General features: G+C 63.2%; 11 protein-coding genes. 7 read left to right on the forward strand and 4 right to left on the reverse strand.

Going from position 1 to position 14,244, the window contains the following annotated elements:
• Positions 1 to 11: 11 nt before the first annotated feature.
• The 7 genes from V3596_RS01560 to V3596_RS01590 are packed head-to-tail and all read left to right on the forward strand — an operon-like array spanning position 12 to position 10,024.
• On the forward strand, positions 12 to 1,664 hold the full coding sequence (locus V3596_RS01560) for an MFS transporter (RefSeq protein ID WP_334275829.1): 1,653 nt from the start codon (positions 12 to 14) through the stop codon (positions 1,662 to 1,664).
• Positions 1,665 to 1,690: 26 nt separating this feature from the next.
• Positions 1,691 to 5,473 carry a nitrate reductase subunit alpha gene (locus V3596_RS01565; protein ID WP_334275830.1) on the forward strand — a complete coding sequence of 1,261 codons (3,783 nt, stop codon included), beginning with the start codon at positions 1,691 to 1,693 and terminating at the stop codon, positions 5,471 to 5,473.
• The gene (gene narH, locus V3596_RS01570; RefSeq protein WP_334275832.1) at positions 5,470 to 6,993 is read left to right on the forward strand and encodes a nitrate reductase subunit beta; all 1,524 of its coding nucleotides are present in this window, start codon (positions 5,470 to 5,472) and stop codon (positions 6,991 to 6,993) included. Before V3596_RS01565 ends, narH begins: the two co-directional genes overlap by 4 nt.
• Before the next feature lie 8 nt (positions 6,994 to 7,001).
• A complete protein-coding gene (narJ, locus tag V3596_RS01575; protein WP_395385782.1) occupies positions 7,002 to 7,706 on the forward strand; it encodes a nitrate reductase molybdenum cofactor assembly chaperone in 705 nt (234 codons plus the stop codon).
• Positions 7,703 to 8,422, forward strand: a complete 720-nt coding sequence (gene narI, locus V3596_RS01580; protein ID WP_334275834.1) for a respiratory nitrate reductase subunit gamma — start codon at positions 7,703 to 7,705, stop codon at positions 8,420 to 8,422. Before narJ ends, narI begins: the two co-directional genes overlap by 4 nt.
• Positions 8,423 to 8,441: 19 nt before the next feature.
• The gene (locus tag V3596_RS01585) at positions 8,442 to 9,308 is read left to right on the forward strand and encodes a peptidylprolyl isomerase (protein WP_395385781.1); all 867 of its coding nucleotides are present in this window, start codon (positions 8,442 to 8,444) and stop codon (positions 9,306 to 9,308) included.
• 11 nt (positions 9,309 to 9,319) lie between these two features.
• Positions 9,320 to 10,024 (forward strand): carbonic anhydrase, encoded by a 705-nt coding sequence (locus tag V3596_RS01590; RefSeq protein ID WP_334275836.1) that lies wholly within the window; start codon positions 9,320 to 9,322, stop codon positions 10,022 to 10,024.
• A 413-nt stretch (positions 10,025 to 10,437) separates the two neighbouring features.
• Here the strand turns inward: V3596_RS01590 and V3596_RS01595 are convergent, their stop codons facing one another.
• The 4 genes from V3596_RS01595 to V3596_RS01610 are packed head-to-tail and all read right to left on the reverse strand — an operon-like array spanning position 10,438 to position 14,154.
• Positions 10,438 to 11,145: an ABC transporter ATP-binding protein gene (locus tag V3596_RS01595; protein ID WP_334275837.1), complete on the reverse strand. Its 708-nt coding sequence runs from the start codon at positions 11,143 to 11,145 to the stop codon at positions 10,438 to 10,440.
• Positions 11,146 to 11,156: 11 nt separating this feature from the next.
• Positions 11,157 to 12,371, reverse strand: a complete 1,215-nt coding sequence (locus V3596_RS01600) for an ABC transporter permease (protein ID WP_334275838.1) — start codon at positions 12,369 to 12,371, stop codon at positions 11,157 to 11,159.
• Positions 12,368 to 13,558 (reverse strand): efflux RND transporter periplasmic adaptor subunit, encoded by a 1,191-nt coding sequence (locus V3596_RS01605; RefSeq protein ID WP_334275839.1) that lies wholly within the window; start codon positions 13,556 to 13,558, stop codon positions 12,368 to 12,370. Before V3596_RS01605 ends, V3596_RS01600 begins: the two co-directional genes overlap by 4 nt.
• A complete protein-coding gene (locus V3596_RS01610) occupies positions 13,555 to 14,154 on the reverse strand; it encodes a TetR/AcrR family transcriptional regulator (protein WP_334275840.1) in 600 nt (199 codons plus the stop codon). The genes V3596_RS01605 and V3596_RS01610 overlap by 4 nt, the downstream gene beginning before the upstream one ends.
• Between the last annotated feature and the right edge of the window lie 90 nt (positions 14,155 to 14,244).

The following is a 14,244-nucleotide window of genomic DNA, read 5'->3' on the forward strand; positions in this document are numbered from 1 at the left end:
AGTTTTCACTCATGAATACCAGCACCGCCGGCGCCCGCACGTCCGGCCCGCAAGGCGCCGGCGATATCGCCGACTGGCGCCCCGAGGACGAGCAGTTCTGGGAAAACACTGGCAAGAAGATCGCCTACCGCAATCTATGGATCTCGATACCCGCCCTGCTGTGCGGCTTCGCGGTCTGGGGCATGTGGGGCATCATCACCGTGCAGATGCTCAACCTGGGCTTTCCCTTCAGCCAGGCCGAGTTGTTCACGCTCACGGCCATCGCCGGCATTTCGGGTGCGACCATGCGCATTCCGGCCAGCTTCCTGATCCGCATGGCTGGCGGCCGCAACACCATCTTCCTGACCACGGCCATGCTGCTGGCACCGGCCATCGGTACAGGCTTCGCGCTGCAGCACCCCGAGTGGCCGCTATGGGTATTTCAGCTGATGGCACTCTGGTCAGGCGTGGGCGGCGGCAACTTCGCTTCGTCGATGTCCAACATCAGTACCTTCTTTCCGAAGCGTCTGCAGGGCACGGCGCTGGGGCTGAACGCGGGCCTGGGCAACTTCGGCGTGACGACCATGCAAATCGTCATTCCTCTTGTGATGACGGTCGGACTGTTCGGCGCGCTGGGCGGTGAGTCGAAGTCACTCTTGAAGGACAGCGGCTGGATCTTCGGCAAGATTGCCGCCGGAACGCCCACGTGGATTCAAAACGCTGGCTTCGCATGGGTGCTTTCGCTGGTGCCCTTGTCCATCCTTTGCTGGTTCGGCATGAACAACCTGAAGACGGTGACGGCCGCCGCCGGTTCACCGATCAGCGCTTTCCTGAAGATCGTCTACCTCTACTCGCTGGCCTTCATCCCGTCGATCGGGATGCTCTACCTCTACCTGCCAGCACCCACGGGCCTGGGCCTGCTGAACATGTGGGTGGCGATCCCACTGGACATCATCGCTGCACTGCTGGTGATGAAGCTGGCTGCCTTCGGCACGATGAAGGAAAACGTCGCCAAGCAGTTCGAGATTTTTCGCAACAAGCACACCTGGGCAATGACGGCGCTCTACGTCGTGACCTTTGGCAGCTTTATCGGATTTTCGATGGCCCTGCCGCTGGCGATCACGGTGATCTTCGGCTTCATCCACGCGCCTGACGCAGCCGGCGTGATGCAGCACACGGTCAAGAATCCCCACGCGCCATCGGCCCTGACCTACGCCTGGATCGGGCCCTTCGTGGGCGCTGCAGTGCGGCCCATCGGCGGTTGGATTTCCGACAAGGTCGGCGGGTCCATCGTGACCCAGATCATCTCGGCCATCATGGTGTTCGCCTCGGCAGCCGTGGGCTACGTGATGATGCAGGCCTACGGCTCGGCCACACCCGAACAACACTTCCCGCTGTTCATGGGCCTGTTCGTTCTGCTGTTTGCCGCCAGCGGCATCGGCAACGGCTCAACCTTTCGCAGCGTCGGTTTCATCTTCGACCGCCAGCAAGCTGGCCCGGTGCTGGGCTGGACCTCGGCAGTGGCTGCCTACGGCGCCTTCATCGCACCGGTGCTCATCGGCCAGCAAATCAAAGCCGGCACACCTCAATTCGCCTTCTACGGCTTCGCGGTCTTCTACGCCGTGTGCCTGATCCTGAACTGGTGGTTCTATCTGCGTGCCAATGCGTACGTGAAGAATCCCTGATACCCGAGAAGACAAGGAAGCAAACCATGAGTCACTTTCTCGACCGCCTGAGCTACTTCGCTCAACCGAAAGAGGACTTCGCCGACGGCCACGGCCGCACCACGGGCGAAGACCGAACCTGGGAAGACGCGTACCGGGCCCGCTGGGCACACGACAAGATCGTGCGCTCCACCCACGGCACCAACTGCACGGGCTCCTGCTCGTGGAAGATCTATGTGAAGGGTGGCATCGTCACCTGGGAAACCCAGCAGACCGACTATCCGCGCACCCGCCCGGACCTGCCCAACCATGAGCCGCGTGGCTGTGCCCGCGGGGCCAGCTACAGCTGGTATCTCTACAGTGCCAATCGCGTCAAGTACCCGATGGTGCGTGGCTCGCTGCTCAAGCACTGGCGCGCCGCGCGCGCTGTGACCAAGACGCCGGTGGACGCCTGGGCAAACATCGTCGAGAACACGGAGCAGCGCCGCGAATGGCAGCAGGACCGCGGCCTGGGCGGCTTTGTGCGCTCCAGCTGGGACGAGGTCAACGAGATCATCGCCAGCGCCAATATCTACACAGTCAAGAAGCATGGGCCGGATCGCGTGATCGGCTTCTCGCCGATTCCGGCCATGTCGATGATCAGCTATGCCGCCGGCAGCCGTTACCTGAGTTTGCTCGGCGGCGTCTGCATGAGCTTCTACGACTGGTACTGCGACCTGCCGCCGGCCAGCCCGCAGATCTGGGGCGAGCAGACCGACGTGCCCGAGAGCGCCGATTGGTACAACAGTAACTACATCATCGCCTGGGGCTCCAACGTGCCGCAGACGCGCACACCGGACGCGCACTTCTTCACCGAGGTGCGCTACAAGGGCGCCAAGACGGTGGCGATCACGCCCGACTACGCCGAGATCTCCAAGCTGGCCGACATCTGGATGCACCCCAAGCAGGGCACCGATGCGGCGATCGCGATGGCCATGGGCCATGTGATCCTGAAGGAGTTCTACTTCGACAAGCGGTCCACGTATTTCGACGACTACGCGCGCCGCTACACCGACCTGCCGCTGCTGGTGAAGCTGAAGAAGCAGACCACACCGGACGGCCGCGCTCTGCTGGTGCCTGACCGCTATCTGCGCGCCAGCGACTTCGGCGGCAAGCTGGGCCAGGACAACAACCCCGAGTGGAAGACCGTGGCCTTCGATGCCAGCGGCAAGGTGGTGCTACCGAACGGCTCGATCGGCTTCCGCTGGGGCGCGGGCGAGCGCCCCGACCTGGGCAAATGGAATCTGGAGTCCAAGGAAGCGATCCACGACGGCGATGTGAAGCTCAAGCTCTCGGTGCTCGAAGATGGTGCCCAGGCACATCAGGTGGACGAAGTGGGCTTCCCCTACTTCGGCGGAATCGACACACCGAACTTCAAGAGCAACAAGCAGCAAGACGTGATCTCGCGCCGGGTGCCGACTGTCAGCCTCAAGCTGGGCAAGCATGAAGACGCCGAGGAAGTGCTGGTGGCCACCGTGTTTGACCTGCAGGTGGCGCAGTACGGCATCAGCCGTGGTCTGGGCGATGACGCGCCGAACAGCTACGACGACAACAAGCCCTACACCCCGGCCTGGGCCGAGAGCATCACCGGTGTGAAGCGCGAGCAGATCATCACCGTGGCGCGCCAGTTCGCCGACAACGCCGACAAGACGCATGGAAAGTCCATGGTGATCATCGGTGCGGCGATGAACCACTGGTACCACGCCGACATGAACTACCGCGGCATCATCAATATGCTGATGATGTGCGGCTGCATCGGCCAATCGGGTGGCGGCTGGGCGCATTACGTGGGCCAGGAGAAGCTGCGCCCGCAGACCGGCTGGACAGCGCTGGCCTTTGCGCTGGACTGGATCCGCCCGCCGCGCCAGATGAACTCCACCAGCTTCTTCTACGCCCACACCGACCAGTGGCGCTACGAGAAGCTGGACGTCGCCGAGGTGCTCTCGCCCCTGGCCGACAAGGCCCAGTTCGGTGGCAGCCTGATCGACTACAACGTGCGCGCCGAGCGCATGGGCTGGCTGCCTTCGGCGCCGCAGCTGCAGACCAACCCGATGCAGGTGGTCAAGGACGCACAGGCCGCCGGCATGGACGCCAAGGACTATGCGGTCAAGGGCCTCAAGGACGGCTCGCTGCGCATGAGTTGCGAAGACCCGGACCACCCGGCCAACTGGCCGCGCAATATGTTCGTCTGGCGCTCCAACATCCTGGGCAGTTCGGGCAAGGGACATGAGTACTTCCTCAAGCACCTGCTGGGCACCACCAATGGCGTGCAGGGCAAGGACCTCGGCAAGGACGACGCCAAGCCGCAGGAAGTGGAATGGCACGACAAGGCGCCGGAAGGAAAGCTGGACCTGCTGGTGACGCTGGACTTCCGCATGAGCACCACCTGTCTGTACTCGGACATCGTGCTGCCCACCGCCACCTGGTACGAGAAGAACGACCTCAACACCAGCGATATGCATCCCTTCATCCACCCGCTATCCACGGCGGTGGATCCGGCCTGGCAGGCGCGCAGCGATTGGGAGATCTACAAGGGCTTCGCCAAGAAATTCAGCGAGCTGTGTGTCGGCCATCTCGGTGTCGAAAAGGAGATCGTGCTGACGCCGCTGATGCACGACAGCCCGGCCGAGCTGGCCCAGCCCTTCGGCGTGTCCGAATGGAAGAAGGGTGAGTGCGAGCTGATCCCCGGCAAGACCGCGCCGCAGATCGCGGTGGTCGAGCGCGACTACCCCAACCTCTACAAACGCTTCACCGCCCTTGGCCCCTTGATGAACAAGGTGGGCAATGGCGGCAAGGGCATCGGCTGGGACACCAAGACCGAGGTCGAGCAACTTGGCGACTTGAACGGCCTGGTGCGTGACGAAGGCGTCACGCAAGGCATGCCCAAGATCGAGACGGACATTGACGCGACCGAAGTGGTGCTGCAACTGGCTCCCGAGACAAACGGCCACGTGGCCGTGAAGGCCTGGGAGGCTCTGGGCAAGCAGACCGGGCGGGACCATACCCATCTGGCGCTTCACCGCGAGGACGAGAAGATCCGCTTCCGCGACATCCAGTCGCAGCCGCGCAAGATCATCAGCTCGCCGACCTGGTCAGGTCTGGAGAGCGAGAAGGTCTCGTACAACGCCGGCTACACCAATGTGCATGAACTGATTCCATGGCGCACGCTGACGGGCCGCCAGCAGTTCTACCAGGACCACCCCTGGATGCAGGCCTTCGGCGAGGGCTTCAGCAGCTACCGCCCGCCGGTGGACTTGAAGACCCTGGTCGAGGTGCAGGGCATCAAGAGCAATGGCAACAAGGAGATCGCGCTCAACTTCATCACGCCGCACCAGAAGTGGGGCATCCACAGCACCTACAGCGACAACCTGATGATGCTGACGCTGAATCGTGGCGGCTCGGTGATCTGGCTCAGCGAGGACGACGCGGCCAAGGCCGGCATTGTCGACAACGACTGGGTCGAGCTGTTCAACGCCAACGGCGCCATTGCGGCCCGCGCGGTGGTGAGCCAGCGGGTCAATCCGGGCATGGTGATGATGTATCACTCGCAGGAGAAGATCATCAACACCCCGGGATCCGAGATCACCGGCACGCGCGGCGGCATCCACAACTCGGTGACCCGCATCGTCACCAAGCCCACGCACATGATCGGTGGCTACGCGCAGCTGAGCTACGGCTTCAACTACTACGGCACCATCGGCACCAACCGCGACGAGTTCGTGCTGGTGCGCAAGATGGCCAAAGTGGATTGGATGGATGAGGAAAGCGCAAATCAAGGAGCACACGCATGAAAGTCCGCGCGCAAATCGGCATGGTGCTGAACTTGGACAAGTGCATCGGCTGCCACACTTGTTCAGTCACCTGCAAGAACGTCTGGACCAACCGTCCGGGCATGGAATACGCTTGGTTCAACAACGTCGAGTCCAAACCCGGCATCGGCTATCCCAAGGAGTGGGAGAACCAGGACAAGTGGCATGGTGGCTGGATCCGCAAGGCCAATGGTGAGATTGAGCCGCGGCAGGGGGGCAAGTGGAAGCTGTTGATGCGCATCTTCGCCAACCCTCACCTCCCGCAGATCGACGACTACTACGAGCCCTTCACCTTCGACTACGACCATCTGCAGTCTGCGCCGAAATCCAAGGCCGCACCCACTGCGCGACCGCGCAGCCTGATCACTGGCCAGCGCATGCAGAAGATCGAGTGGGGCCCGAACTGGGAAGAGATCCTGGGCGGCGAGTTCGCCAAGCGCAGCAAGGATGCGAACTTCGAGAACGTCCAAAAGGACATCTACGGTCAGTTCGAAAACACTTTCATGATGTACCTGCCCAGGCTGTGCGAACACTGTCTGAATCCGGCGTGCGTGGCATCGTGCCCCTCGGGCTCGATCTACAAGCGCGAGGAAGACGGCATCGTGCTGATCGACCAGGACAAGTGCCGCGGCTGGCGCATGTGCGTCTCGGGCTGCCCCTACAAGAAGATCTATTACAACTGGCAGAGCGGCAAGGCCGAGAAGTGCATCTTCTGCTATCCGCGCATCGAGGCCGGCCAGCCGACCGTGTGCTCGGAAACCTGCGTCGGTCGCATCCGCTATCTGGGCGTGCTGCTGTATGACGCCGACCGCATCCAGGAGGCCGCCAGCGTCAAGGACGACAAGGACCTCTATCAGGCCCAGCTTGACATCTTCCTTGATCCGAACGACCCGCGCGTAATCGAGCAGGCCCGCAGGGATGGTATTCCTGAAGCCTGGCTGGAGTCGGCCCGCAAGAGCCCGGTCTACAAGATGGCGGTGGACTGGAAGGTGGCCCTGCCGCTGCACCCCGAGTACCGCACGCTGCCGATGGTCTGGTATGTGCCGCCGCTGTCGCCGATCAGCTCGGCCGCCAACGCCGGCCATATCGGCGTGAACGGCCAGATCCCGGACGTCAAGCAGCTGCGCATCCCCGTGCAGTACCTGGCGAACATGCTCACCGCCGGCGACGTGAAGCCGGTGGAGCGGGCGCTGGAGCGCATGCTGGCGATGCGCGCCTACCAGCGCGGCAAGCATGTGGACGGCGTCGAGGACAAGACGGTGCTGGACCAGGTGGGTCTCTTGAAGAACGAAGTCGAGGACATGTACCAGACCATGGCCATCGCCAACTACGAGGACCGCTTCGTCATCCCGACCACGCACCGCGAATACGCCGAAAACGCCTACGACCTGCGCGGCGGCTGCGGCTTCAGCTTCGGCAACGGTTGCTCGGACGGGCAGACCGAGACCAGCCTGTTCGGCGGCGCCAAGAAGCGCACCATCCCGATCAAGACCACGGTCTGAGGAGAATCATGATGAGTTCAAAGAACCACCCGATCTCGCTCAGTTGCCGCGTGCTGGCGCGCCTGCTCGACTATCCCAGCGACGAAATGCTGGCTGTGCTGCCCGAGTTGCGCGAAGCCCTGCACCAGGAAAGCGCATTGAGCCCGGCGCGGCTGGCCGAACTGGATGCACTGGCTGCAGTGCTCGCACGCGGCGAGAGTTACGCGGTGCAGGCTCGTTATGTCGAGAGCTTCGACCGCGGCCGTGCCACCAGCCTGCACATGTTCGAGCATGTGCACGGCGACTCGCGCGAGCGAGGGCCTGCCTTGGTTGACCTGGCCAAGACCTACGAGCAGGCGGGCGTCTTCTTCGATGCGAAGGAGCTGCCCGACTACCTGCCTGTGGTGCTGGAGTTCGCCTCCACGCAGCCGCCGGCAGTGGCGCGCGAATTTCTGGCCGAGATGGCGCACATCCTCAATGCCATCCACAGCGCCTTGATCAAGCGCGACAACCTGCCCTATGCCGCTGCCATCGGTGCGGTGCTGGAGCTGGCCGGCGAGAAACCGCAGGCCGTCAGCATCACCGTTGACGAGCCGCTGGACGAGGCTTGGCTCGAGCCTGCCGCCTTCGACGGCTGCTCCAGCAAGGGCCAGAGCAAGCCCGGCGCGCCGCAGCCCATCTACATTGTCAGGAAGACCGCGTCTTCCGCAGCTTCCCAAGGAGTGCGTCCATGAACTCGCTCAATTTTGCCTTGTTCGGTCTCTATCCCTACATCTGCCTGGCCGTGTTCCTGCTCGGCAGCTTGATCCGCTTCGACCGCGACCAGTACAGCTGGAAGAGCGACTCCTCGCAGCTGCTGCGCGCCGGCTCGCTGCGCTGGGGTTCCAACCTGTTCCACGTCGGCATCCTGGTGCTGTTCTTCGGCCATACCGTCGGCATGCTGACGCCGCACTTCGTTTACGAGCCCTTCATGAGCGCCGGCGCCAAGCAGCTGATGGCGATGATTGTGGGCGGCGTCGCTGGCGTGTTGGGCTTCATCGGTGTCAGCCTGCTGCTGCACCGTCGCCTGTCGGACGAGCGCATCCGCCGCAACTCAAAGACTAGCGACATCGTGCTGCTGCTGCTGCTGTGGCTGCAGCTGGCCCTGGGCCTGGCCACCATCCCGCTGTCGGCCCAGCATCTGGACGGCGGCATGATGATGAAGCTGGCCGAGTGGGCGCAGCGCATCGTCACCTTCCGCGGTGGCGCGGTGGAACTGCTGGCGGAAGCCGGCTGGATCTTCAAGCTGCACATGTTCCTGGGCATGAGCATCTTCCTGGTCTTCCCCTTCACCCGTCTGGTGCATGTGTGGAGCGGCTTCGGCACGTTGGCCTACATCGTCCGCCCCTACCAGATGGTGCGCAGCCGGCGAATCAATCTGCCCGCCAATCACACGCAATCGCAACGCTAAGAAAAATAAGGAGCTCATCATGGGACAACAAGGTGGATGCGGAAGCGGCAGTTGCGGTTGCGGCGGATCGAGCCAAAGCAGCGACACCGCCACAGCGCTGATGGAGGAGGCTGCTGCCTCAGTGCTCGCGACAGTCAACGGCGTGCCTCTGCACGGCGCTGGCGAGTCGCCCGACCCTGAAGCGCTGCGACAGCGCGCCTACAGCGAGTTGCTCCGCCAGACTGCGCAGCGCTCAGGGCTTCTGGCGGTGGGCGACCTGCCGGCGCTGGATGGCGTGCTCAGCGAAGCGGCCTCCCAGGCCATTGAAAAGCTGTTGGCCAGGGAGTTGCAGCTACCCCAAGCTGACGACGCCGCCTGCCAGCGCTTCTATGAAGCGCATGCGGCACGCTATCAACTGGGCGAGCGCACGCTGGCCAGCCACATCCTGTTCGCCGTCACGCCCGGCGTAGACGTGGACGCCCTGCGTCGCAGAGCCGAAGGACTGCTGGTGAGCCTGCGCTGCGGCAGCAGCGAAGACTTCGCACGCGCTGCCGCTGAGCAGTCGAACTGCCCCAGCGGCGCCGAAGGCGGCGCCCTGGGCTGGCTGGGCCGCGAGGACTGCGCGCCGGAATTCGCCGCCGCGCTGTTTGCTCAAGACGAGGCGAATGCGCATGTGGGCGTGCTGCCGCGCCTGATCAGCACCCGCTTCGGCTTCCACATCGTCCGGGTCGACGAACGCCAACCCGGTGTGCAGCAGCCCTTCGAAGCGGTGCGTGGCGCGATTGCCCAGACGCTGGCCCAGCAGGCTTATGTGACGGCGCTGCGCCAGTACCTCAATCTGCTGGCCGGTGCAGCCAAGATCGAAGGCTTGGCGCTCGAAGGCGCCGACTCGCCGCTGCTGCAGTAACCGAGGCCGCAATGCCCGACGAACTGCTGTCCCGCCTGCGGCGTTTCAATACGGACTTCTTCCCGCAATACCAGGACCGTTTCAAAGACCTCGTCGAGCAGGGACAGCACCCAACCACCCTCTTCATCGGCTGCTCGGACTCACGCCTGGTTCCATACATGCTCACGGGCGCCGGCCCAGGGGAGTTGTTCCTGGTGCGTAATGTCGCGGCTTTCGTGCCCCCGTACGATGGCTCGGCCGGCCACCACGGCACGGCAGCCGCAATCGAATATGCGGTGCTGGCGCTGAATGTGCAGCACATCATCGTCTGCGGCCACAGCCATTGTGGCGGCATCCGTGCTCTCTATGGCGAGGTGCCTGACGAAGCCAGCAACCTGAAGGCCTGGCTGGAACTGGGCCGGGAGGCCTGCCTGCCCGTGCAGCTCAGCGACGAAGCGCTACACCGCACGGAAGAGCGCTCGGTTGTGCTGCAACTCGAACGCCTGATGGACTATCCGATGGTGCGCTCGCGCGTCGAACGCGGAGAGTTGGCCCTGCACGGCTGGCACTATGTGATCGAGGCCGGAGAGGTGAACGTCTTCGACGTGCATCAGGGTCGCTTCGTACCGGCATCAAGTTCAGAGCACAGCGGAACAGGCCCGTACAGCCTGACTCCGGTGCACGATGGCGTGAGTCCGATCTTCAACGAAATTGACGAGGCATGGCGCCCCCGATAGAAGTCGATTTCTTGGAACCGGACCATCACAGATGGCCTGCCAGGTTCTCGCTCTCACACAACCTTGGCAGGAACTCAAGCTGGCTATCATCGTGTCCGGACGTCCGTCGCTAACGTGCGGTCCTCGGCTAAGCTCCGGGCCGTCGAGGAACCGCCTGGGAGACATATGCGGCCTAAGCAAGAGCCCTGAACCATTTGGCCACCTGGTATGGTCAGCCGCGTCTACTTCCAACCGGTCTCGGCCGCCGTCGCGCCACGCCTAGAGGCTTGCGTTGTAGGCTGGTTCAACGCAGGCGCCCATGCCCGACAACAGATCAAAGCGCACGGTCTGCGGTTTTCACTCGCAGCTTTTACTTGCAGGTCTCGCTAGGACGTCTCCACGCGCGATATTTGGGCTCATCAGGGCAATCCTGATCAAAGGCTCAGCCCTTGCCCAGCCTCTTCGTCAGTTCGGCCGTCCCGGATTTGATAAATCCGCTTGAAGGTGGGGATGATCTTCTCATCGTGCGTCACCACGATGATGGCGGTATGGAACTGCGTCGCCATCTGGTTGAGGATGCGAGTAACCGCCAAGGCCCGCTCACTGTCCAGAGGAGCCGTGGGCTCATCAGCGAGGATCACCGGCGGCCGGTTGGCCAGAGCCCGCGCGATCGACACACGCTGCTGTTCGCCGCCCGATAGTTCGGACGGTTGCGCCTTGGCGCGGTGCCCAACATCCAGCGCCACAAGCAGTTCGAGTGCTCGCGCGCGAGCCTCACTGTTCGAGCAACCAGCCAGCATCGGCAACAGGGCAACGTTGTCGGTGACGTCCAGGAACGGAATCAAGTAAGGTGCTTGAAACACGAAGCCGATACTGTCGCGGCGCAACGCTCGAAGGTCGGGGATCTTCCAGCCATGGTCATAAATGGTCTGCCCGCCCAGGATCATGCGCCCCCCCGTCGGCTCGATGACGGCGCCCAGGCATTTCAGCAGGGTGCTCTTGCCCGAGCCCGAGGGGCCGATCAGTCCCACGACCTCGCCGGGCGCTACGACCATATTGACGTCTTTCAGCGCGTCAACCGCCGTGTCGCCTTCACCGTAACGCTTGCGCAGACCTTCTATGCGGATGCCGGTTTCGCTCACATTGGCCCCTTTCACCCGCCGATGGCCGCAGCCGGATCGACCTTGAGCGCCGCGCGGATCGCCAGCGTGCTGGCCAGCGCGCAGATCACCATCACCGCGCCGAACCCGAGCAGTGCATCGTTCACTTCTAGCAGCACATACTTTGGGAAGATGGGCGCCCAGAACGTGGCGGACACCTTGCCGACGACGAAACCGATCAGGCCCAGCCCAAGTGCCTGCTGCAGGATCATGCCGGCGATGGTTCGGTTGCGGGTGCCGATGAGCTTGAGCACCGCGATTTCGCGGATCTTTCCCAAGGTCATCGTGTAAATGATGAAGGCAACGATCGCTGCACTGACGATGGCCAAAATGACCAGGAACATACCGATCTGCTTCGCCGAGGTGGCGATCAGCTTTGCGACCAGGATCTCCTCCATCTGCACGCGCGTGTAAGCCTCCAGATGCTTCCAGCGCCGGATCGGCTCGGCCACGGTCTGCGCTGACACACCCGGCTGGACTTGCACCAGTACCGTGTTGACATTGCGATTGGCGACCTGCGAGGCCTGGATCGCCTCAAGCAGCCCGGGCACCCCCGGCCGATTTAGCGCCGGGTTTGCAGCGGTGCGGGCGCGGTCGTTCAGGATAGCGTCGTTGTCCTTCAGGAACTGTGCCTCCTGGGCATCCTTGAGCGGGATGAAAACCATGGGGTCACCGCCCGACGACACCATGCGCTGCGTCAGACCCACCACCATGTAGTCGTGGCGTCGGATCCGGATGAGCTGACCCAGCTTGTAGCCGGTCCGCACGTCGACCACTGCCTCGTAATGGCCGCGCGTGATGTGGCGGCCGGCCACCAGGTAGCCGGGCTCCCCCGGTTGGCCCGGCTCGAACCCGACAATCATCGCGCGCACCTCTCGGGCTTCGACGCGCATTGGGCTTGCGCCTTCGCGCACCTGCATCGTCAAGTAGGTGACATTTGCGGCTCGCGCCACGCCCGGTAGGCCCAGCACACTGCGCACCACGTCATCGCGCAAGCTCGACGACTCCGCGTATGGCCCTTGCGTGCCCTGCTGCACCACCCAAAGATCGGCTCCGCTGTTGTCGAGTAATGCACGTGCGTCATCGACCATGCCACGGTAGACCCCTGCCATTGTCAACGTCACGCCGATCAGCAGCCCCAGGCCGCCCCCTGTAAGCACGAACTTTCCCCAGGAGTGGAGTATGTCGCGGCCGGCCAAGCTGATCATGGCGTGCTGCCGCGGAGCTGATCGACGACCTTGACGCGAGTGCTCTGTGTGAGCGTCTTCTCGCTGTGGACGACCACCTCGTCACCAGCCTTGAGGCCTTCAAGCACCTGCACTCGCCCATCAAGGCTGGTCAATCCAAGACGCACAGGCGTGAACTTCGGCTGGCTGCCCTCAAGTCGCCACACACCGACCTGATCGGCTCGGCGTTGAATCGCAGGATTCGGCAGCAACAAGGTTTCGGCTGTGGCAGGCAGCGTCAAGGTGACCTCGGCCATCTCGCCGGCAGACAGACCGCGAGGTAGTGTGTCCAGCGACACCAAGGCCACGCGCTCTTCAGTAACGCTGTCGCTGCTGCTCTCGACTCTGGCCACTTTGCCGGACAGGCGCGTCGACGGATCGGAGCGCAGCACGACCCACGCCGGCAGCTCAGTGCGCAGACCAGCCGAGCGCCCCTGGTCCAGCCGTACCCGAATCCAGAGGGACGAGGGCTCGATGAGACGCAAAACGGCCTGTCCAGCAACCACGGTCGATCCCACCTCGGCGTCACGACTGACTACGACGCCTTGTGCAGGCGCGAGCAATCGCACGTTCTCGCGCTGCTGACGCAGGGCGGCGCGTTCTGCCGCCAGACGCTGGGTGTCCTGGCGCGCGGCGGCCAGGTTCGCGTCAGCGGCTGCCGACGCAGCTTCGGCCGAGGCTTGCTCCTGCTGCTTGGCCTCGACAGCGCCAGCGCTCATGAAGTTCTGTGCGCCTAGTTCGACAGAACGGCGAGCCATCACAGTCGCGAGCTCGCTGCGTGCCTGAGCGTCGTGTCGCTGCGCTTGCGCCGCAGCGACCACGTGCGCTGCACGTGCGATCGACGCGTCCAAGGCCTTGACGCGCTCTTCTAGGTCAACCGGATCCATCTCGGCCAGTAGTTGGCCCGCCTCGACCGCATCACCGACATCGACCAGTACCTTGCTGACCCGTCCAGCCGTGGTCGGGCCGATCAGGTAAGCGCGGCGAGCCTCAACAGTGCCGATGCCAAATAGAGATGGCGACAGGCTGCCGGCGGTGACATGGTTCACTGTCACGCGGACAGGCGCCAATGGGCCTGATCGCATGACCACATAGCCGAGTGCAGCGATGAGAATCACCCCCAGCAGGCTCAGACCGAGCCGGCGCGACCAGTTTGATGGAAACTTCATGCCGCCGCCTGAATGCCGCGAAGGTACAGGTTGAACACAGCTTCAGCTTGCGCCTTCATCACTGAAGCTTTGCCCGCCAGCATCGATTGCATGACCAGACCTTGGACGATGCCAACAAAGAGCGTAGAGGCGGCTTCAGAGTCCAGCCTCGTCGGCAACGCTCCCGACTTCTTTCCTGCATTGAAATGCTCTAGCAGCAGCTGTCGATAGGCCTGCAGCAGCGCCCTGACTTCCGCTTTTATGGGAGAGTCTGCGGGCCGCTGCAGCTCGTGAAAAATGACCCTAGGGACGCCGGGATGGGCGATCACGAATGCCACGTGGGCATGGAACGCCGCTTCGAGAGCGAGCGCGCCCGGGCATGTTGCCCGCACGGCTTGCTCCAGCTCAAGCAGCAAATGCTCGCGCACCCACTTCATTGCCGCCAGCCAGATCGCGTCCTTGGTCGGGAAATGCTTGAACAAGGCGCCCTGCGTGACACCAACGGCGCTGGCAATGTCACCGGTGGTGATTGCCGCTGGACTGATGTCCCGGGCGAGATTCAACGCAGCCATGACGATTTCCGCCTGGCGCTGCTCGGTGGGCAATCTGGTCTGCATGTTGAGGGCTTTCGCTGACTACGTATGTAAGTAATCCAATACTTACCATGATACACGTTTACGTTTCTCTGTGCGCAGTGATTTCAGGAA

Origin of the sequence: Roseateles microcysteis (assembly GCF_036880965.1) — a bacterium.
Classification (GTDB): Bacteria; Pseudomonadota; Gammaproteobacteria; order Burkholderiales; family Burkholderiaceae_C; genus JAUASW01.